Source organism: Novosphingobium sp. PP1Y (assembly GCF_000253255.1).
GTDB lineage: Bacteria > Pseudomonadota > Alphaproteobacteria > Sphingomonadales > Sphingomonadaceae > Novosphingobium.
The window spans coordinates 2,450,333-2,471,643 of the sequence record NC_015580.1; the positions used below are offsets into that span (position 1 = coordinate 2,450,333).

Below are 21,311 nucleotides of genomic sequence, written 5' to 3' on the forward strand. Positions count from 1 at the left end.
AGATCGACGATAACGGGGCTTTTTCAACGACCCCAAGCTTGCACTTTATCCTGGCTTAAACCAGATCCGTGATTGGCGTCGCGAAGTGATCGCTATGCCCGGTCCGGACGGTCTCTATGCGCGGCTGTCCGATTGATACTTGTTCAATTTCGCGCTTCGTGAGGGGGTAGCCAAATTCTCTAACCTAGATCAAGGACCGCTTGGCCTCGGCATGAGATTCCCAAACTGAGTTGAGCTTCGATCGCGAGGCTAACCCAGACCAGACCCCACAGGGAACAACATGTGCACCAGATCGGACGGAATTGACACCAACCGGCTTGCCCGGCACAGGAATCTGGATGACGGGGAGAGCCGGAGCGCGAAGCTTTCCAGGTTCATTGCCATACCCTTGGCAGGATTCGTGCTGATCGGGCCAATACCGGCGATTGCCCAGACCCAACCCTCGATTACCGATCTGGAAAAGCGCGTGGAAGCGCTGGAAGCGCAAGTCAGGCAAGCGGCGCAAGCCGAGCAGGAACTGCAAGCTCTCAAGGCCCAACTTGCCCAACTCGAAAGCAGGACAGCGAAGGCGGAAAGCGATGCCTCGCAGGCCCAGAGCACGGCAAATCAGACGCAAAGTGACGTGACGAGGGTTGCTGCGGTCAATCGTACGCCGCCTGACGACAATTCGCTGATTCAGTTTCAACTCACCGGCTCGGTGGTCGCTGATTTTTCGGCGAACGACGCCCCCGGTTCGCACAGCTCATTCGGGGGAGCCAAATTCCTGCCGATCTTCCTAGCAAGCTATGGGGACAGGCTATTGTTCGAGGGACATATGGAAGTGTCTTCGACGTCGGACGGTCAAACCGACACCTCCCTCGAATATGCCCAGTTGGACTTCCTGGTGAACAAATGGCTCACGGTCACCGCCGGCAAGTTTCTGACGCCCGTTGGCCAGTTCCAGCAATCATTGCACACGCCCTGGATCAACAAGCTGCCAACGCGGCCGGTCGGTTTCGTCGAAGACGGCGGTGATGAGCCCTTGTCCGATATCGGCATCATGGTTCGCGGCGGTTTTCCGGTAGGTTCCATGAAGGCGACCTATGCCGCCTTCGTCGGCAACGGGCCGCGCATGGGCGATGCTGGACCGGTTCTCAAAGGTTTCGGCGGTGACGACAATTCCGACAAGGCCTTCGGCGGGCGTGTGAGCATCTTTCCCATACCCCATCTCGAACTCGGCCTGTCTGGCATGCATGCACGGATCAAAGGAATGCAGGCCGTGTCCGGCACGGTTTCGCAAGCAGACTATGCGCTGATCGGCGGTGATTTCGCATTCACGAAGGGCTATTGGGATATCCGCGGTGAATATATCCATTCGCGCCTTGATGCGATCACCAGTGCCTTGACCCCGGGTGATCTCCTGCCAACCGACATTCCCAGGACGACATGGAACAACTGGTATGTTCAGGCAGCCTATCGGCTCGCCGGGATTTCCGACAATCCGATCGTCGCGAAGATTGAGCCCGTCGTCCGCTACAGTCAGCTTCGCGTCAATGGCTTCTCCGGCTTCCAGGAGAATGAGGAAAAGCGCTGGTCAGCTGGGCTCGACTATTGGTTCGCGCCCTCGCTCGTCGCCAAGATTGCTTACGAGAACAGCAATTTCCCGGAAGACCCGTCAGTCAACAGCTTTCATGCCCAGGTGGCATTCGGCTTCTGAAAGGGATCGCCATGAAGATTTCGCCACTTCCACTTGCCGCGCTGGTCCTCGCATTCAGTCTTGGGTTTTCCCAGCTTACCCCTGCCCAGAGCGCCGATCGCAAGGCAGAGCCTGACCCCATGCAATTTGCGCGCGGTGCCAAGGCCTGGGCAGACAATTGCGGCCGGTGCCACAACATCCGCGATCCGAAGGAATATTCCGACAGAAGCTGGAACGTAATCGCGAAGCACATGCGCGTGCGCGCCAATATATCGGGTGATACCGCCGATGACATTGCTGCCTTCCTCAAGGCCAGCAATAATTGAGGCGATCCACCCCGAATCATGAAGCAATACCTCTGCTTTCGATGGAGAAGAAAATGATCCGTGCACACGCCTTGCGCCTATCTTCCGTCTGTATTGCCGTGACCGCGGCGCTCGCTTCGGTCGCGGCTGCGGCCGCTACGACGACGATATGCGGATTCTCCGGTGGCGATCCAGTGCACGGAAAGGTCGTATATGCGCAGACGTGCGTGGCATGTCACGGCGCCAATGGGCGCGGTACGATTCCGGGTGCGCCGGATTTCAAAAAGAAGGGCGGCGTCCTGACCAAGCCGCATACCGCGCTGACCGATCACATCGAACGTGGCTACTCCAGCCCATCGTCACCGATCTCGATGCCGCCAAAGGGCGGAAATCCCGGGCTGAGTGTTCAGGACATCAAGGACGTCCACGCCTATATGCATCAGGCATTTGGCTGCGGAAAATAATCCAAGCCTACTTTTTGGGAGAATTATACAGCAACCGACAGCAAGGTGTTTATCCAGCCAAATCAAGGCGAAGGCTTCGGCAACGGATGCCTTGGCCTCGGTTGGCTGGCTGCGTCACAGGTGGCATCAGTCTCCATCTCGGAGAAAAACACAATTGTCCTCTATTTTTCAATCGCGTGATGGCACCTCTCTGTGCAAATCCCATTCTTGGATCTGCGATGCCCGATTTGCAGCACTATCGACCCGATAATTGCTGACAATAGGGAGGCCAGGAGAACAGCGACCTTTGCGCTCGCCAACAGCGGCGGCGAGGGAAACGCCAAGGCCGCGACGAACAGGCTCATCGTAAAGCCAATTCCAGCGATAAGGCTGGCGCCTAGGATGTGAGGCCATCTCAAGCCTCTCGGAAGCTTACCGATTCCAAGCTTCACTGCGAGTGCTGCGACACCGAGAATACCGAGGGGCTTGCCCAAGAGAAGCCCCAGCATGATCCCAGGGGTTGGCGGTACCAACAGTTCGCCAAACATGTTCGGCGTCAGGACGATGCCTGAGTTGAAGAACGCAAAAACCGGAATCACCACAAACCAGACCCATGGGCGGACTTCGTTCGCCACGACCTGCAAGGGCTTATGGTCGCCCTTTTTCAGTGGTACTGCGAGCCCGATAAACAATCCGGCTAACGCGGCTTCGACGCCCGCACTCAGAAGACAGAGCCACAGGGCAATTCCGGCCACGGCATAGGGCCAAATGCGAACGACAGAAAGCTTGCAGAGGACCGCAAGGGCCAGAGTGGCCACAGTGGCTCCGATGAGCGGCGGTACTGTGATTCCATTTCCGTAGAACAGGCCGACGATCCCGACGGCGCCGATATCGTCGAAAATGGCGATGGCCATCAGGAATGCGCGCAATGAGTTTGGTACTCTCTCACCGGCCAGTGAAATGACGGAAAGGGCGAGCACCACATCCGTTGCTGTGGGGATCGCCCAACCTCTTATCGCCTCCGGTTCACCCCAATTCAGTGCACCATATATAAGGGCAGGTACGGTTATGCCTCCGGCGGCGCAAAGTGCCGGTAACAAGGCGTGGTGAATGCTCGACAAGTGACCTTGGACCAGTTCATATTTGATCTCCAGTCCCGCCAGCAAGAAGAAGAACACCATGAGCCCGTCGTTGATCCAGAAGATCAACGGCTCTTTCGAGATCAGTGCCCCGATCCCCACATGGACGGTTGCGTGGTGGACATAGAGATACATAGCTCTGGCCGGTGAATTCACTGCAAGCAAACCGACGCCAAGAGCCAACAGTATAAGAATACCCGCCAATCGTTCGGTCGCGGGTCGAGAAAATATTGGTCTCATCTGCTTCGCACAAACCCCAATATCATCGAACGATCGCCCGGGTGACACCTTCGTTGGCGCCTGTAGGAATAGCCTTGCTTCGCAAGTCAAACGGGGTCATTGAAATGATAATCGGGCGTTCTTCATAACGCCGAAACGCACGGCACGGGATATCCCTCGCTGCAGACGGCAGGAGCCTGTAAGGCCATTATCGATGCCAATGTTCGAACCGTGTCGATATCGCCTCAGAGCGGCCCGGCAAACGGATCGTCACGTAAATCCTGAATGGCCCATCCCCTTGCATCGGAAAATAGTTCCCAAAGGTTTCGGTTCCGGCAATTTCCATCGGCTGAAGCTCTTTTTCTTCCCCATACATGCCAATCTCGGCCACACGGGCTCGAACATCGGCACGGCTAATACGTTCGCCCGTCTTGGCGTCGAACAGAGCAATTGTGACATGATATTCGTCGCTGCCCTTGGGCGTGCCACCGTGCATCGTTCGCTCAGTGTGACCGGACGAATGAAGGCCACGAACAATTTCGGCTGGGATTATACCCAAATAAATTAAAACGTTTCCGACAGTCTTAGTGTAACCCGCATTCGCTGCCGCCGGGGTCGGAAGAACTGCCAGCAGCAAAGAAACCGCTGCAACCCATACTGTGATCATTCGTCGGGTCATGATTCGTGTCCCTTCTTGCCGTATTCTAGCCGGCTCTGGCTGGATCCCGGCCCGGGTGATCGGAAGCCCAGGGCGATGGCAACCACATTTCCCAGAGCGGAATGAAAATTTGACAAGCCAGGACCAAACCCATGACAGCACCGCTTATCACGACTATGATACCGAAAACTGGATTGAATTTGGTTAGCCACCAAGAACCGATATCCGCAAGGATCGACAAATAAGGGATGACTACGAATACGATCCGTATCCAAGGCGTGATCCGGCTAAGTGCGAAGATTGCTCCGGTTAGCAGGAAGATGATGCTGATTCCGAACAGGTGTACGTGAGAAACACGTGCCAATTGTGTGATGGTTGGCCCCTGATCTGTCTGCGTCACCTTGCGAAGCGCGGCGTAGCTGTCGAGTGGGGGGACCGACAGACCAGAACGTGGATTGTGGCAGGCCACACAGCGGCTCGCGAATATCGGCTTCACGGATTCATAGCCTGATTGCGGAGCGCCGCGACGAACCCACTCCAATATGCGGTCCCGATCGGCTTGGTCGATCCTGTCTGCCATTTGGCCGCGCAGCGCAGCTTCAAGCCGTGAACTGTCGGGACGACCATGATATTTCATGTCGATTCCCGCGATCAACCCCATGCCATTCTTCTGATGAGGTTCGACCACCACCAGGAATAGATAGGAAAGCGCCATGAGATAGCCCAATCCGATCAAGATCAGGAAACTCGTGAACAGCGCACGAAAGGTCAGAGGCAACGCCCTTAAATCGCTCATCCTCAATTTGCCCTCTTTAATGCGCAGGATTGCACCAAATGGATGATTTACGGATATACTCTCTCGGCTCCGCCGAACTTTGATCCCGATTAAAGAATCACGACCCTGAGCAAACGAGGTTCGGATTTTCCTGGGCTGGCACCAAGCCGCGCGCTGACGTCAGGGCGAGGGAGGAAGCAGCCAATCAACATCGGCAAGTCTTTTCCTGGTGTTAATGAAAACGGCCCCCCCTTTCCAAGCGACAGGAGATCAGCAATTTGGCCTGCTGACCAGTTACTGGCAGCGAATCGCATTCATTTCTTTTCTTCTTTCCCCGTGCCTTTATTGCATGAACTGCGGTGGACATGCTTGCGTCTGGTCCGATCAAGACCGTCGCCGGTTCGCGACGGAAGTTGGCAGAATCATTCGGTGCGCGGTAAACTCCCTGATCCGACATGGACCACGAGCAAAATGGCCTTGCTCGATAGAAAATGTCCTCAAACAATAGAATGACAAACCCGATGGTCCACTTCTTCATCGGACATGTCCGCCGGTTAAATGACATATCGGTCCCAGCCCGCATAAGAATCATGGACTGGCCCACGTGGTATCGCGAACACGATGAGCAGAGTGCCCATGATGACGCCGTTCCAAGCAGCAAGCGCAGAACCGCCGCCCTCAAGTAACCATGGTGCGGCAATAAGCCAGGCACCGAACAGGACATTGATAAAACGAACTGGGCGCGCCACTTCGGCGAAAGCCATGATCGAGAACACGACCACCAGTGAGCCGAACAGATGATCACTGTCGGCCATAGCGCCTGAGTTACCGAGAGTGAGCCGCGTGAACATGAGCGAAATGCCGATCGCTACGCTTACGACGAGCATCCAGGGGAAGCTCGTGCCCCGCCCTGCTTCCCCGATCATCTCCTGCGTCGTTCCCTGGAGGCCTAGGGACATGTCTTCATTGCCGCCCTCCATCGCGCCGCCCATCCAGAAAGTGCGCCAAAATGGTTTGCCCTTCCGGCGCGCCCAGAGCAGGAACTGGCCCATCGCCACGAATTCATCCAGTTGGTAGGGGATCATTATCGTCATCGCGAGCGCCGCGATCAGGCAGAGCGTGCACCAAGTGCCGATCGCTATCGGCTGGATAATGATGAAATAGATGCTTACGACGCCAAGCGGGACGATCAAGAAAGTGAGTCCAAGCACCATCCATGGCATGGTGCGCCAGCGGTCCTTGCCGCCCATCCAGGTCATCACGAGCTCAAGCATGTAGACGAGGGCCCCAAGACCGCCATCGGGAATGGGCCACGCTTTGGATACGTCTGAGGTAATGATTGTTTCGGTGCCATTCATCACGCCCTTCATTGCGCCACTACCAGCGAAGAAAGGCTCCCACACCGCATCGATGTGGCCGAGCTGAAATGCCCCGAGCACGCGCGCAATCAGGAACCCGATAACCGCGAGCGCGGCGATCGGTGCGCGCTGCAACCAACTCGATGGCGTGTAGGCCCAGCCCGGCGGAATGTCGGGCTTGCCCATCATTCCCTCCATACTCATGCCCGGCATCATCGGGACCAGCACCGAAAACGCGATGATCAGGCCGCCGACCAGCGTGTCGTTGGCGTAAGCCGCAGCCAGAGGCGTCCAAAACACGAGCGGCGCGAACAACAACCAGCCGCCGACGAAGGCGTTGGCCCATTGCGCCCAAGCGTTACGGCGCCACGAATCAGCGGACAATCCGCTGAAGACGATTACCAGTACGCCGCTGACGATGTCGCCCCAGGTCATCGCCAGGTTACGCAGCTCGAAAGACGGCAGCCCGCGCTCGGCCATGACGCGCAATTGGTTGGCGTTGGGCGCGAAGTCGCTCAGATAGCCAAGAGTGAAGGGACTGGTCAGCAGCCAGAGACCAAGCATCAAATTGAGGTAGTGCGGCCACAACATCTTTCGATGGTCTTTGACCATCATGTCGCCGTGCTCACCCGCGTGCTCCATTTTGGTACCGACCGGCAGCAGTGTCATACCGCATTCTGGGCAGGTGCCCGGCTCGGACCGCACGATTTCGGGATGCATCGGACAGGTGTACTCAAGTGCCTGCCCGGCAAACGTCAAGTCGCCGCGTCGGGCGTGCTCCTCATGCATAACGATCTTCCGGTACCTTGAGCAACTCAAGTGGCATTCCGCACTTGGGACAGCGGCCAGGCTCCAGGCGCACGATCTCGGGATGCATCGGACAAGTGTACTCGGCTCCTTGCGAGGGCGCGCTAGACGGTTCCAGCGCTTCCCCGCATTTCGGACAGCTTCCGGGGGAAGATTGGCAGACAGCAGGATGCATCGGGCAGACATGCACTTGACAGGCCCCAGCGTCGACGGCCTCGGGTGCTTCCGGTGCGCCTCGGGCCACCTCCGCCCTCAGAGAGGCTGGCGGTTCCAAGCCGTGCTCTCGGTACCAGCCAACGGGATCGGCTGCCAGCGCCGCGATCATCTTGGGCATTGTCTTGCGCAGCGAATGGCGCGGTTGCCAATCGAGCAACTCGCGTGCGCGCGTGATATCGAGGGCGTAGTGGTCGTTGGCCCGGTCGATCATCCACGGTTTGATGAACGGATCCTCGCCAGGAATGTGGTCCTGAACCCATGCGCCCACCTTGGCGATCAGCCCGGGGACGCTCTGCGTCTCCGAGGACTTGCCGTGAATCAGTCGCATGAACGTGTGCTGCAGCTCATCGTAGCTCAATGTCTCTGGCTCGCCAATCAGGATCACTGCGTCCGGCGGCAGCTGAGAGCGCCGATCGACGGTGCGCTCGATGGCGTCGACGACGTCCTCAAGGTGGACAAAGGCCTGGCCATGCGAGGTCTCGCCAGAATACAAATGGCTGGCGAGCTGCTGCTCGTAAATGCGCTGTATCTGATGCGCGAGCGGCGGGGAATGGCAGACATCATCATAGACACCGGCGAGGCGCAGGATTGCGGCGGGAATATCGCCCCGCTCTCCGCGAATCAGCGCCTCGGTCCGGACCTTCGATTCCGGGTAGGCCCAGGTCGGCCCCAACGGCCAGTCCTCGGTGATGAACTGTCCCGGTTCGCCCGGCTGGTGCACGAGCATGGTGCTGGAGAAGATGAACCGTTCCACCATGAAGCCCTCGCGCAGCCCGCGCAGTAGATGTCCGGTCCCGTTGACCGTGACTTCGTCATATCTCGGGCTCGGTTTGCCTATGAAATCGTAGTAAGCAGCGAGATGGACTACAGCGGCAATATGCGTCCCGTGGTGCTCACGCAGGATGCGTAGTCCCTCTCGTACGCTTCCATCGGAAGAAATGTCGACCGGTATGCTCACGCAGTCGGCTGGAGGTGGAGTGGCCGCCTCGCGGTCGAACCCCACGACGTCGCTAAAGCGTCCGGTCAGACGTTCCATGACCGCAGTGCCGATGCGGCCATTGCTGCCGGTGACCAAAACAATTGCTTTTTCTGGACTCATGGTGATGACTCCGCGGCGATTCCTGCCCCAGTTCACGTCGTTTGCGCATGAGAAGATAGATCGACGTCTCGGTCTTCAACCTAAGTTAAAGACCCAGCAGCTCCAAGTGAGGTACTCGTCGAAGGTCTGGCAAATCGCACATCTTTCCGAATGATACGTGGCCGGCCCCCGATTTGTCTGCGTTTATAAGTGAGCCCTGTTCACGTTGTGGCTCTCACGGACCGGGTTGCAAGTTCGTTGGGGTGACGTCTTGGAACACGGATCGCCACGTTGTGGTGAGGCAATCGGAGGCGGGAGCCAAGAAAGAGGGGCTGGCCTGTCCAGTGCTATGACCATCAAGGGGAAGGTTCGTGGACGAAACATTTGCACATTCTGGGGTCTGGGCGCTCGCGATCATCATGATCGTGATCGCATCTTGGCTTTTTTACCGCTATATTGCACCGAAAACGTGGAGAGAATGGGCTGGAGCGGGGCTAGTTCAGGCTTTCATCATTGCGCTGTATGCGGAAATGTATGGCTTTCCCCTGACAATCTATTTGCTTGTTCGGGTCGTGTCCCCCGGGGTGGTGTAGGAACCGTCGATCCATGGCAGGATCGGTTTCAGGTCAGGCAGCCAATGCTGGCAGGCTGACCATTGGATTATGGCTTACCGAGCCGAGCGTTTCCAGCGTCATGTAACGACGCGATACTGCCCACTCGTCATTCTGCTCCAGCATGAGGGCTCCGACGAGGCGGATGACGGCAGCGTCATTCGGGAAGATGCCGATGACGTCGGCTCTCCGCTTGATCTCCTTGTTCACTCTTTCCAGTGGGTTGGTCGACGCGATCTGCGCCCAGTGCTCCTTGGGGAAGGCCATGTAGGCGAGCACGTCCTCGCGCGATGCATCCATCATGTTGGCGAGCTTGGGGAACTTTTCGCGCAGGGCTTCGGCGACCTGTTCCCACTGCTGGTGAGCCGCTTCGGCGGTCTCCTGCGCGAAGATGGTCTTAATCATGGCGATGACGGCGGGTCGCTGCTTCGGTGCGGCATGGGCCAGCGCGTTGCGCATCCAGTGTACGCGGCAGCGTTGCTGGCTCGCGGCGAACACCTTGCTGGCGGCGGCGCGCAGGCCCTTGTGGTCGTCGGCAATGACCAGCTTCACCCCGCGCAGCCCCCGATCCGCCAGCGAACGCAGGAAGCTCTTCCAGAAGGGCTCGGCCTCCGAGGGGCCGGTGGCGACGCCCAGCACCTCGCGCCGGCCATCGGTGTTGACCCCGACAGCGATTATCGCCGCCGTGGACACGATACGCCCGCCTTCGCGTACCTTGAGGTAGGTGGCGTCGATCCACAGGTAGGGCCACTCGCCCTCGATCGGCCGCGCCAGGAAGGCGTTCACCCGCTCGTCGATCTCGGCAACCAGGCGGCTGACCTGGCTCTTCGACACCCCACTGGCGCCCATCGCCTTGACCAGATCATCAACCGAGCGCGTCGAGACGCCGTGGACGTAGGCTTCCTGAATCACCGCCGCCAAGGCCTTCTCAGCGGTACGGCGCGGCTCCAGGAAGCTCGGAAAGTAGCTGCCCTTGCGCAGCTTCGGGATCGCCAGGTCGATCCGGCCAGCGCGGGTGTCCCAGCCCCGTTCGCGGTAGCCATTGCGGTGGTTGAGCCGAACCGGGCTGCGGCTGCCGGCGGGTGCGCCGGTTCTCGCCTCGATCTCCATATCCATCATGCGCTCGGCGGCAAAAGCCAGCATCTCGCGCACCAAATCGCTGTCAGCCCCTTGCTCAATCAGCTCAACAAGGGCCATTCTGTCGTCGGTCATCGTCTTCTTCTCCAGGTTCGAGTTCGCATCCGAACCCTACCAGAAGATCGACGGTGGCCACCCTCTCAGGAAAACCTTCCTACACCACCCCAGGGGACACGACCCTTGTTCGCTTCTTTCATCTGGACCGTAGTCACCTGAACGCCAATTTATGGTCTACGCTTCTTGGTATGGGCGAGACCGGCATGATGATCTCCATGATATTTGGATATGCACTACTTTTCGTTGGTATAGGCCTGTTCATTCAGGGATGGCGGGAGCTCTATCGGGCGCACGAGAATCGGAGGCTTGCGACGACCGGTCTGTACAGTTTTGTCAGGCACCCCCAATATAGCGGATTATTCATAGGCCTATTCGGAGAAGGTGTTGTACATTGGCCTACGGTCTTTTCTATTGTGCTGTTTCCTATCATTGTCATCACTTACACGCTGCTTTCCCTTCGTGAAGAGCAGCGCATGCTTGACCAGTTTGGGGAGCAGTATCGCGTATACAGGGCGCGGGTCCCGATGTTCTTCCCTGGTCGTCGCCAGTGGCGACAGTTCATTGCTCGATCACAGTCAGAATGACGAGTCCAGCCAGGTCTACCAAGGTTTTGGTTTGCCAAGTCGCCGGTTCAACCTCAGCCTGTGCTATCCTCGGCACTTTGGTAAAAGACCTGTGGCCGTCAGACAATTTTCGCGCCGCCAACTCCTTTTCTTGCACTGGAGAGCCGACAGCCGCCGCAGGACAAAATGCGGTTGCTCTGGAGGCAAAGCCGTCACAGGCGCCCGGATCGGGCAATCGCGCGCGAGAGGCGCAGGGTATACTATAGCGCGAGGAAATAGCCGGCCAGAGCGAGCAGGGGCATGCCCAGGATGCGCGGGCCGATGCTATGCTGCATGAGCAACGACGAGGCAATGTATAGTCCGAGGGTTACGAGAGCCAGCGCAAGCCGGTCGCCCGTGCGTTCCAGACCGGCTTCGAAACGTGCTAAGTTTATTGATCAATCCGCCATCTCCGCTTCGTGTGCGACTGACGTTTTTGCAATATGTGCATCGGTGCCGTTCCTAATCTGTCGCCGTCCGCCGGGGATACCTGGTCAGGCCAGTCCTGATGAAGACGAGATGTTCGCGGGCATGGCGGCTATCTGCCGGCTAGCGCCACCGAGAAGACTGCAGCAGCCGAACTGTAATTTTAATGTGAGCTACGCGTCTATCGATTGGCTGCTGGTCATGCTCTTCGTCTCGTGCTTTGGATGGAGCATCATCGGAGGACATGTCAGGCACCGACGAGGTTAGGTGATCTCGCGTATATCATTGCCGCCCAAGTGATGGTTGCTGCTTGGACGTCTGAAATCGACATTTTCCTGCCCGGAAGGAGGTTCCGATGCCACATTTCCAAACCAATGGCAGCTCAGGCCGCGCACCGATCCGAGCCTTCTTTCCCGATAGTTTGCCACCCATGAGAAGGGCTGAGAAACAGCGTTCCGAGATTCTGGCCTGCCTCGACGATGATCCAAACTGCCACGTCGTTGCCCGACATGCGCTGGCGCTGGCGGCCATCTTCGGTTTGCCGGTAACATTTGCGCACGTTTCAGAATCGAAGCGCAACGCCGAATTGCCTGCCGATCCTCTTGATTGGCGCCTTCACCTGAACGAATGCGGCGAGCGGCTTGACCGGATCATCACTGAGGTACGCGGCCCGGAGATGGACATCGGCCGGTTGCTGCTAACCGGGTCCCCCGCACAGCAGCTCAACGGCTGGGCGCAGGACCATGCCGGGGCACTGCTCGCATTGGCGACGCGCAGCTATGAGACAGAGGGCTCCACGGGACTGGGTAGCACCGTGCAGAAAATTCTCGATCGGGCCTTGGCTTCGCTGCTGCTGATTCCCGGCGAGGCGGATGGCGCCGAGATGGTAGCCTATCGAAGGCTGGTCCTTCCGCTCGATGGTTCTCCGCAAGCGGAAAGCGTGCTGCCGGTCGCCGAAAGCATAGCGCGCGCGCTAGGAGCCGAACTGATCCTGACCCATGTCGTTGCCAAAGCCGAAACCATCAACCATGGTCTGCCTCATGCGGGTTCTGGCGAGCTATGCAGCAGGCTCAAGGATCATAATGAGGCGCGTGCGCGCAGCTATCTGGAAAGACTGCGGACACGGCTCTTGAACGAAGGCCTTGCCGTCCGGGCCGTCGTGGAATCAGATGGTGATCCCCGTAATCGGCTGCGTCGTCTTGCCATTCAGCACGATGCGGACCTGCTCGTCGTCTCATCGCATGGCCACAGCAACCTCAGCGATGTCGCATGCGGCAGTGTCACTGAATATCTCGCGAAACACGCTCCGTGCCCGGTGCTGATCATTCGCCCAAATTTCCATATAGACGCGGCAGAACGTACTCTTGAAGGCCCGAGTCTCGCGCCTTCGGGACGCAGTCAACTCGCGCAATAGTGGCAGACGTTTCACCGGAATCCGTGGCGCTCCTTCACGCGGCTGAGGAGCTTAGCCAGACACACCGCATCTCGACTGCCAGCCCGCGACCGATTCCGGCCTGGTCCCAGGTTGGCGCGGTCGCTCAATGGCTGCATGATGCGCGTCTGGCATGCACGACCGCTGCTCCCGAAGCGAGCAAGGCTGCCGAATGGCTGCTGGACAACGACTATCAGGTGCACCGTGCGCTGCGGCAGATAGAACAGGATCTCCCCGCAAGCTTCTACGAGCGGTTGCCTGCTTTGGCTGACGATGGGGGCGCAGCCTCGCCACGTGTGTTTGTCCTCGCGCATCACCTGCTGCGTCTCACACGAATGCAGATCTCCTCGGGGACTCTGGTCCGATTTCTGCAGAGCTATCAGCGAAAGTCACCGCTATCGATTGCCGAACTGTGGGCTTTTCCCACGATGCTTCGTATCGCCTGCGTCGAGATTCTCGTTTCCACGCTCACGCAAATATTTTGCGATTGCCTGACCGTGCCGTTTCGCCCGTCACACTGGGCGACCGAACCGCATTCGCTCGAGGCGACGGAGCAGGTCGGGCGCGCGATCGCCAATCTTGGGCTCATCGAAGCGATTTCCTGGGAGGATTTCTTCGATCAGGTCAGCTGCGTCGAAGAGATTCTCCGAACCGATCCGTCAGGCTTCTATGAGCGAATGGATTTTCAAAGCCGCGACCGTTATCGGCGCGTCGTCGAGGAACTTGCGCGCTATGCTGCGAAGGATGAAGCCGAGGTTGCGCGGGGCGCAGTCGATGCGGCGAAGTCGGCGCAAGCCGAGCTGCCGCAACGTCACGTCGGCTATTGGCTTGTCGGGGACGGGCGCGCTGCGTTCCGGCGTCAACTTGGCGCGCGTCTCCCCTTGGATTGGCGCTGGCGAAATGCAGCGCTTGAAAGTCCCGGCCTGTTTTACTTCTCGGCGCTCGTCGTTTTCTGGGCTGGCGCCCTGTTTCTGCCCGCGTCTTACCTGTGGTGGATCGATTCCAGACTTCCTGGCTGGCTCGGCGGTCTCTCCCTGACGTTCATTCCGGCGTCTGTGCTGGCAATCACTCTGCTTCACTGGGCGATCACGCGGATTTTCCCGCCGCGCGTGCTCAACAAGCTCGATTGCAGCGAGGGGTTGCCGGGAGATTGTCCGACCTTGATCGTCATTCCGACGATTGTTGCGCGTGCGTCCGAGGTGCCAGTCTTCCTTGAGCAAATGGAGACTCATTGGCTCTCTAATCTTGATCCGATGCTACAAATTGTTCTGCTGGCCGATCTCGCTGACGCTGATACGGAGCACACCCCTCTCGATGACGACATCGAACAGGCGCTCAGCGAGGGGGTCCGCGCGCTCAACGCGCGATATGCTGGCACTGGCGGCGGTCCGTTCCACCTGCTGCTGCGGCCCAGACGCTATAATCCGGCCGAGGGCTGCTGGCTCGCCTGGGAGCGGAAGCGCGGGAAGCTCGAACAGTTCAACCGCATGCTGGTGGACGGCGACTCTTCGGCTTTTTCCCTTCATGTTGGCGATCGTCCCGGTCCCACCGGCGTGCGGTTCGTCGTTACCGTCGATGGCGACACGATCCTGCCGGCCGGATCGGTGTCCAAGCTGGTCGGCGCGCTTGCGCACCCGCTCAACCGGGCGCAGATAGACCCCGCAACCGGTGCGATCACCAGCGGCTATTCGATCATCCAGCCGCGGGTGGAAATATCGCCGCAGAGTGGCTCGCGAACGCTGTTTGCGCGTCTGTTCACGGGCGATACGTCGATCGATATCTACAGCCGCGCGGTCTCGGACGTCTATCAGGATCTGTTCGGGGCCGGAATCTTTGTCGGGAAAGGTATTTACGATGTAGAGGCCTTTCACCGTAGCGTTGACGCTCGCGTTCCTGAGAATGCTATTCTCAGTCATGATCTGTTTGAGGGTGCGCACGGCCGGGTTGCGCTTGCGACCGATATCGTCCTCTACGAAGGGTTCCCGCGCAGCTATCTTGAATATGCGCGTCGGCTGCATCGTTGGATTCGCGGAGACTGGCAGCTCTTGCCATGGCTTGCTCCCAAGGTTCCAACGGCTGATGGGACAAAGGTTGCGAACCGGCTCTCGGGTATTGATCGCTGGAAGATCATCGACAATCTTCGCCGTAGCCTTGTGGCACCAGCCACATTCCTTCTTGCCCTGGCGGGGTGGCTGGTGCTTCCGGGACAAGCCTGGTTCTGGACATTGCTTGTCTTTTTCACACCGGCCGGACAGCTATTCGCCGATCTGGTCAGCGGGCTCGCGCGCGGGCAGCGGCGCGGGTCGGCGCACGGGCTGCTCCCGCAACTTCGTGACCAGGCGGGGCGCTGGCTTCTTGCCATCGTCTATCTGCCTCACGAAGCTCTCTTGTCGCTACGGGCGATCGGGCTTACGCTCTGGCGGCTGCTTGTCACCCGTCGCAAACTGCTCGAATGGACGACTGCAGCCCATGAGGCGTCGCGCCTGCGCGCGCACCGCACCCGGGCGCGAATTTGGAGCCAGATGTGGCTCGGCCCGACGGTCAGCGTTGGACTTGCCATGGGATTGGTGGTGATGCGGCCGGACACACTCCTGTCGGCACTCCCGCTCCTCATCATCTGGATAGTTGCGCCCGAAATCACCTGGTTCATTGGACAGCAGCGCAAGGAGGAGCGCGAGCCGCTTTCGCCTGGCGACACAACCTTTCTTCGGATGCTCGCGCGCAGGACCTGGTTTTATTTCGAGACTTTTGCCGGTCCCGAGGACAATTGGCTGCCGCCTGACAATTATCAAGGCGCTCCTCACGAGGAGCTAGCCCATCGCACATCGCCGACCAATATCGGGATGCTGCTTCTTTCGACTGCAACGGCCTGGGATCTCGGTTACCTGGGACGAACAGAACTGGCTGCGAGGACCGCGAACCTGTTTGGATCGCTCGCCCGCATGGAGCGCTATCGCGGTCATTTCTATAACTGGTATGATACCAGAACGTTGGCGTCGCTGGAGCCACGCTACGTCTCGACTGTCGACAGCGGAAATCTCGCAGTCTGCCTGGTTGCCTATGCGGAGGCGCTGCATAATGCGTGCGAGGGAAACCGCCTCGAAGCCCAACGCTGGGACGGCCTCGTCGATGTGCTCGACCTGCTCGACGAAACGGCCGCGGGATGGAACGGCGAGGCTTTGCGGCAATGGACAAGTGACATCCGCGCCCGCATCATGTCGTTGAAACAGGCGCCGGAAAGCTGGACCAACGGGCTTCGCGAACTTTGCGAGACTCGCATTCCGCAACTCGAGCACGCCCTGGCTAAAGTGATCGAGGCTGCGTCTTCACCGCCAATGGATGTGTTGCGCGACCTGCACGGATTTCTCGACAGGCTTCGCTATCAGTCACGCTCTATGTGGAACGATGCCGAAACAAGCCCAGCACCTGCCAATGACCTCCTTCGCCTTGCCGACCAGGCGCGCGAATTGGCCTATGCCATGGAATTCAAGCCTCTTTATGACGAAGATCGGCGCCTCTTCCGGATCGGATATAATGCGAGTTCCGGCCGAGCCGATCTACATTATTACGACCTCCTTGCATCGGAAGCCCGTCTTGCCAGTTTTTTCGCGATCGCCAAGGGTGATGTGCCTGTTGAACACTGGTTTCATCTTGGCCGTGCGCTGACGCGGGCAGATGGCGGACTTCTGCTGATCTCCTGGAACGGCTCGATGTTCGAATATCTGATGCCGCGCATGTTGCTCAGTTCGAGAACACGCACGCTGCTCGGCGAGAGCGAACGGCGCGCCGTTGAAATCCAGCGACGTTATGGGGAAAGCCACCGACTTCCTTGGGGCATTTCCGAGTCCGCATATTCCGCGCGAGATCCCGAACATCACTATCGGTACCAGGCCTTCGGAGTGCCTGCGCTTGGTCTGAAGCGGGGACTTGGTCGCGATATGGTAATTGCTCCTTATGCGTCGGCTCTTGGGTTGCCCGTCGCGCCAACTCAAGCTGTGGCCAATCTGAAAGAGCTCGTCCGGCTTGGCGCCAGCGGCCGCTACGGTCTTTTCGAAGCGCTCGATTTCACGTCCGATCGAGTGTCGCAGGGCAAATTCACCGCTGTCCATGCCTACATGGCACACCACCAGGGAATGATTCTGAGTTCCATTGGCAATGTGTTGCTCGACGATATTCTTGTGCAACGCTTCACTGCGGATCCGAGAATGCGGACGGTCTCGCTGCTGCTCAGCGAGCGCGTTCCGCACGAAATTCCTGCGGAGATGGAGCGGCTCGAGGAACGCGACCGTCCCCTGGGACGAGGGGCGCCGCTGCGGATTCCCGCAGCCTGGACGTCACCGCCGGCCACTGCCTTTCCGCAGGTCCACCTGCTGGGGAATGGTCCCCTGTCGAGCTGGATCTCGGAAGCCGGCGGCGGGGGCCTGCGCTGGCACCACAACGCGCTCACGCGCTTCGTCGCCGATGGCACGCGGGATGCCAACGGCTATTGGATCTATCTGGCCGACGATGAGAGCGGGGCCTTGTGGTCGGCGGCGCGACAGCCCACAGGAGCGCTGCCCGAGGAGTACCGCGTCACCTTTCATCCCCACATGGCGGAATTTCACCGACGCGATCACGGGATTGTGCTAAACCTCGAGGTGGCAGTCATCGCGGGCGACGACATCGAGGTTCGTCGCCTCACGCTTGTCAATGAAGGCCCCCAAGCGCGAGCATTGCGTGTGACGAGCTACGGCGAAGTCGTTCTCGGTGCGCCAATGGATGACGAGCGGCACCCTGCTTTCAGCAAGCTGTTTGTTGGCAGCGAATATATCGCTCATTTGGGTGGTTTGTTGTTCCGCCGGCGCGCCCGCGCGCCACATGAGACGCCGCCCCTGCTCTTGCACTTCGCGGTCGATGCTCAAGGTCCGGTCCAGCCGTTGGGCTATGAATCGGACCGCAACCGGTTTATTGGCCGAAACGGCGATTTGCGCTTCCCGCCGGGCGCGCGGATGGCTCTTTCTAACAGCTCGGGTTGGACTTTGGACCCGATCATGGCGCTGCAGCTCGGGGTTACACTACAGCCCTATGAGACGCGCGAACTCTGCTTCATGGCCGTGGCAGCCGCGACCAGAGAGGGCGCGGTTGACCTGGCGGAACGCTATTCGACCTTGGCTGCGGTCAACTGGGCATTGCACGACGCCCTTGGAGCGAGCGCGCGCGCCCTTGAGCGTGTCCAGATTGAGTCCGCCAGCCTGCCGGCGCTACAGGCGCTCGCCTCGCTCCTTGTCTATCCGCACGGAGCGCTGCGCGGTGATGCCGCCACGCTCAACGCCAACCACTTAGGGCAATCGCATCTGTGGGGAATGGCTCTCTCCGGCGACCTTCCAATTTTGATGTTGCGAACCACAGGTACCGGCGGCTTGCTGGCGCAACAACTGATCGGCGGCCATCAGCTATGGCGCCGGCACGGGCTTCAGGTCGATCTTGTGATCCTTCAGACTGGTGGGTCGGCTTATGTCGAGCCGATCCGGGACGACGTTGTTGCCCTGCTCCGGCAGATCGGTGCAACGGAAATGCTTGGCCGCAAAGGCGGCATTCACCTTCTCTTTCGTGACCAGATCGGACCGGACCAAGTGAAACTGCTGGAGAGCGCTGCCTGCGTTATCCTTGATGAGCAGAGGGGGGCACTGGAGGACCAGCTGTTTCCGGCGTTTGAGGCGCCCCCATCGCTGCCGCGCTTTTGGGCAGCGCTTCCGTTCGATCAGACTGCCGTTGATGTGCTGGAACGCCCGAAGGATCTTCGCTTCAACAACGGGTTCGGCGGTTTCACGCCGGATGGACGAGAATATGTCATCCACCTTGATCCTGGCGAAGCCACGCCCGCACCCTGGTGCAATGTCCTCGCCAACGATGAGTTCGGCACACTGGTCAGCGAAGCCGGCGGGGGCTTCAGTTGGGCGATCAACAGCGGTGAGAACCGCCTGACGCCCTGGACAAACGATCCCGTGTCGGACCCGCCTGTCGAGACCCTCTATCTGCGTGATGAAGAAACGGCCTCGGTCTGGACCGTGACGCCTGCCCCCGCAGGGCATTCGTCGGCTTGCCAAGTGCGGCATGGGGCCGGCTATACGCGATGGACGCAGAAGTCGCACGGGCTGGACCAGGAAATGCTGGTGTTCGTTCCCTTGGACGCTCCGGTGAAAATCGTCCGGTTGCGACTCTGCAACCTTGAGAACCGACACCGGCGTCTCACCTCGACCTATTATGCCGAATGGCTGCTGGGAGCGCTCCCAAGCATCGCACGGCCCCATATCGTGTGTGATTATGATCCAGCCGCGCAGGCGCTTCTGGCCATGAATCGCTGGAATGAGGATTTCGCGGAACGGGTTGCGTTTCTCACCGCAAGCCGGCCTCCCCATGGGTTCACAACCGATCGTCGCGAATTTCTCGGGCCGGAGGGCGACCCATCTGATCCGGACGCACTGCGACGCTGGGGCTTGAGCGGCAAGCTCGTGGCGGGAGGCGATCCGTGTGGCGCCTATCAGGTTCATCTGGAGCTCGCTCCTGGCGCGAGCGAGGAAATCATCTTCGTCCTGGGGCAAGGAGCAGATCACGCCTCGGCAAGAGAACTGGCACGGCGCTGGAGCTCGTCCCATGCGGCCGAACAGGCCCTGCAGACGCTTGAGCGTCACTGGAACGGCATCCTGGGTGCTGTCGAAGTGTCCACGCCCGACCCCGCCTTCGATCTCATGGTCAATCGCTGGCTTATTTATCAGAGCCTGTCGTCGCGGGTGCTCGCCCGAACCGGTTTCTATCAGTCCAGCGGTGCAATCGGCTTTCGCGATCAGCTGCAGGACGTGCTGGCGCTGCTCCACATCGAGCCAGAACGAACCCGCGCGCATATCCTCCAATGCGCCGGGCATCAGTTCACGCAGGGCGACGTCCTCCATTGGTGGCACCCGCCCTCGGATCGAGGGGTGCGGACACGTTGTTCTGACGACCTCATTTGGCTGCCCTATGCGGTCGGCACCTATGTGCAGGCGACGGGCGATCTCACCATCCTCGATGAAGAGATTCCCTTCCTGGATGCGCCGCCGCTCAAACCTGAGGAGGAAAACCGCTACGCCCGCTTTGATGCAGCGGGCACCCTGCGGCCGCTGATTGATCATTGCGAACGGGCCCTGGAGCATGGGCTGACCGCAGGTTCCAACGGGTTGCCGCTCATGGGCGCCGGCGATTGGAATGACGGAATGGACCGATTGGGTCGCGAGGGTCGTGGCGAGAGCATCTGGCTCGCCTGGTTCGGCTCGGTCACTGCGGACCTGTTTGCCGATGTCAGCAGGCGCGCCGGACGAGGAATGAGCGCATTGCGTTGGGCCGAGCGGGCGCGGGAACTGCGAGAACGTGCCGAAGAAGCTGGATGGGACGGCGCATGGTATCGGCGCGCATATGATGACGAAGGACATCCGCTCGGTTCGGCGACCAATGACGAGTGCCGGATTGATTCCATTTCTCAGTCCTGGGCGGCCTTTGCGGGTGCTGAACCAGAGCGCGTGCGGCAGGCATTGGACGCTGCGTGGCGGGAACTGGTGAGTTCGGAACACAAGCTGGCGCGCCTCCTCTGGCCGGCTTTCGATAAGGGCGCGCGCGATCCGGGTTATATCAAGGCCTATCCGCCGGGCATTCGCGAAAACGGGGGGCAATATTCGCATGCCGCCGCCTGGCTTGGCATGGCGTTTGCCGAACAAGGGGAGTCCGATAAGGCGTTCGCCATCTTCGATATGATCAATCCCGTTCGACGCTCCGACGAGAAGGCAAAGGCGGAACGCTATGCGCTCGAGCCCTATGTCGTCGCAGGCGATATCTCTGCTGCCGACCCCCATAGCGGGCGCGGCGGCTGGAGCTGGTATACCGGGGCAGCAGGATGGGCGTGGCGTCTAGCTGTCGAGGGCATTCTGGGCTTGAGACTTGTCGATGGCCACCTGACGATTGCACCGTCCATTCCTCCCTCGTGGGGCGGCTTCCGAGCCGTTTTGCGCGGTCCCGCCGGCACGATTTCGGTGCACGTCGACGATCCCGATCATCTGGGGCGTGGAAACGTGGAACTCACCGTCAATGGCGTGCGCCGGGGGACAGACGGTATCCCATTCCCGACAGATGGCGCTGAGATCGAAGTCAGGGCGCGACTGGCGACTTGAGAATACCGCGCCGGCCGATCCTGTGACCGCGCCTTTGTCGTGCAGCGCGGAGCAGGTGCAATCTGTTGGAGTCAGCAACGGGAAGTCCTGGCGACAAGGAAGGCAAGAGGCTTCACCGGATCGCAGGAGACAAATGGAGACAACAAATGAAAGCAGCCAGTGAACAGCGCCCGCCACTCACGATCTCGGCCTCGCC

Annotated in this window: 13 protein-coding genes; 7 read left to right on the forward strand and 6 right to left on the reverse strand. The window is 59.5% G+C overall.

Annotation, left to right across the window (positions count from 1 at the left end; translation table 11 throughout):
- Nucleotides 1–466: 466 nt before the first annotated feature.
- The 3 genes from PP1Y_RS24730 to PP1Y_RS17620 are packed head-to-tail and all read left to right on the forward strand — an operon-like array spanning nt 467 to nt 2,444.
- Nucleotides 467–1,696 carry a porin gene (locus PP1Y_RS24730; RefSeq protein WP_158511861.1) on the forward strand — a complete coding sequence of 410 codons (1,230 nt, stop codon included), beginning with the start codon at nt 467–469 and terminating at the stop codon, nt 1,694–1,696.
- An 11-nt stretch (nt 1,697–1,707) separates the two neighbouring features.
- Nucleotides 1,708–2,001 (forward strand): hypothetical protein, encoded by a 294-nt coding sequence (locus PP1Y_RS17615; RefSeq protein ID WP_041558961.1) that lies wholly within the window; start codon nt 1,708–1,710, stop codon nt 1,999–2,001.
- Nucleotides 2,002–2,042: 41 nt separating this feature from the next.
- A complete protein-coding gene (locus PP1Y_RS17620) occupies nt 2,043–2,444 on the forward strand; it encodes a cytochrome c (RefSeq protein ID WP_051010059.1) in 402 nt (133 codons plus the stop codon).
- Between the two features lie 161 nt (nt 2,445–2,605).
- Here PP1Y_RS17620 and nhaA read toward each other — a convergent pair whose 3' ends face one another.
- From nhaA to PP1Y_RS17645, 5 genes are all read right to left on the reverse strand, one after another.
- On the reverse strand, nt 2,606–3,745 hold the full coding sequence (gene nhaA, locus PP1Y_RS17625) for a Na+/H+ antiporter NhaA (protein WP_158511862.1): 1,140 nt from the start codon (nt 3,743–3,745) through the stop codon (nt 2,606–2,608).
- Between the two features lie 244 nt (nt 3,746–3,989).
- Entirely contained in the window at nt 3,990–4,460 is a 471-nt protein-coding gene (locus tag PP1Y_RS25815; protein ID WP_041558962.1) for a hypothetical protein, read from the reverse strand.
- 25 nt (nt 4,461–4,485) lie between these two features.
- Nucleotides 4,486–5,235 carry a hypothetical protein gene (locus PP1Y_RS17635; protein WP_013833433.1) on the reverse strand — a complete coding sequence of 250 codons (750 nt, stop codon included), beginning with the start codon at nt 5,233–5,235 and terminating at the stop codon, nt 4,486–4,488.
- 533 nt (nt 5,236–5,768) lie between these two features.
- Complete coding sequence (locus PP1Y_RS17640) at nt 5,769–7,361, reverse strand: vitamin K epoxide reductase family protein (RefSeq protein ID WP_198409098.1); 1,593 nt, start codon at nt 7,359–7,361, stop codon at nt 5,769–5,771.
- Nucleotides 7,354–8,730: an NAD-dependent epimerase/dehydratase family protein gene (locus PP1Y_RS17645; RefSeq protein ID WP_198409099.1), complete on the reverse strand. Its 1,377-nt coding sequence runs from the start codon at nt 8,728–8,730 to the stop codon at nt 7,354–7,356. Before PP1Y_RS17645 ends, PP1Y_RS17640 begins: the two co-directional genes overlap by 8 nt.
- A 314-nt stretch (nt 8,731–9,044) precedes the next feature.
- Here PP1Y_RS17645 and PP1Y_RS25820 point away from each other — a divergent pair, with 314 nt between their 5' ends.
- Complete coding sequence (locus tag PP1Y_RS25820) at nt 9,045–9,266, forward strand: hypothetical protein (protein ID WP_013833436.1); 222 nt, start codon at nt 9,045–9,047, stop codon at nt 9,264–9,266.
- A 33-nt stretch (nt 9,267–9,299) separates the two neighbouring features.
- On the opposite strand, the gene PP1Y_RS17650 is transcribed toward PP1Y_RS25820, so the two are convergent.
- A complete protein-coding gene (locus PP1Y_RS17650) occupies nt 9,300–10,496 on the reverse strand; it encodes an IS256 family transposase (protein WP_013833437.1) in 1,197 nt (398 codons plus the stop codon).
- Nucleotides 10,497–10,549: 53 nt separating this feature from the next.
- On the opposite strand from PP1Y_RS17650, the gene PP1Y_RS17655 reads away from it, so the two are divergent.
- From PP1Y_RS17655 to PP1Y_RS17665, 3 genes are all read left to right on the forward strand, one after another.
- On the forward strand, nt 10,550–11,062 hold the full coding sequence (locus PP1Y_RS17655; protein ID WP_013833438.1) for an isoprenylcysteine carboxylmethyltransferase family protein: 513 nt from the start codon (nt 10,550–10,552) through the stop codon (nt 11,060–11,062).
- A 799-nt stretch (nt 11,063–11,861) separates the two neighbouring features.
- A complete protein-coding gene (locus PP1Y_RS24740) occupies nt 11,862–12,920 on the forward strand; it encodes a universal stress protein (RefSeq protein WP_083835221.1) in 1,059 nt (352 codons plus the stop codon).
- Between the two features lie 23 nt (nt 12,921–12,943).
- The gene (locus PP1Y_RS17665) at nt 12,944–21,115 is read left to right on the forward strand and encodes a GH36-type glycosyl hydrolase domain-containing protein (RefSeq protein ID WP_232512422.1); all 8,172 of its coding nucleotides are present in this window, start codon (nt 12,944–12,946) and stop codon (nt 21,113–21,115) included.
- Nucleotides 21,116–21,311: the final 196 nt, after the last annotated feature.

Excerpts from the sequence above, each read along its gene's own strand:
- PP1Y_RS17620 (WP_051010059.1), top strand. The coding sequence starts at position 2,043 with ATGGAGAAGAAAATGATCCGTGCACACGCCTTGCGCCTATCTTCCGTC.
- PP1Y_RS17640 (WP_198409098.1), bottom strand. The coding sequence starts at position 7,361 with ATGCATGAGGAGCACGCCCGACGCGGCGACTTGACGTTTGCCGGGCAG.
- PP1Y_RS17650 (WP_013833437.1), bottom strand. The coding sequence starts at position 10,496 with ATGACCGACGACAGAATGGCCCTTGTTGAGCTGATTGAGCAAGGGGCT.
- PP1Y_RS25815 (WP_041558962.1), bottom strand. The coding sequence starts at position 4,460 with ATGACCCGACGAATGATCACAGTATGGGTTGCAGCGGTTTCTTTGCTG.
- PP1Y_RS24740 (WP_083835221.1), top strand. The coding sequence starts at position 11,862 with ATGCCACATTTCCAAACCAATGGCAGCTCAGGCCGCGCACCGATCCGA.
- PP1Y_RS17635 (WP_013833433.1), bottom strand. The coding sequence starts at position 5,235 with ATGAGCGATTTAAGGGCGTTGCCTCTGACCTTTCGTGCGCTGTTCACG.
- PP1Y_RS17615 (WP_041558961.1), top strand. The coding sequence starts at position 1,708 with ATGAAGATTTCGCCACTTCCACTTGCCGCGCTGGTCCTCGCATTCAGT.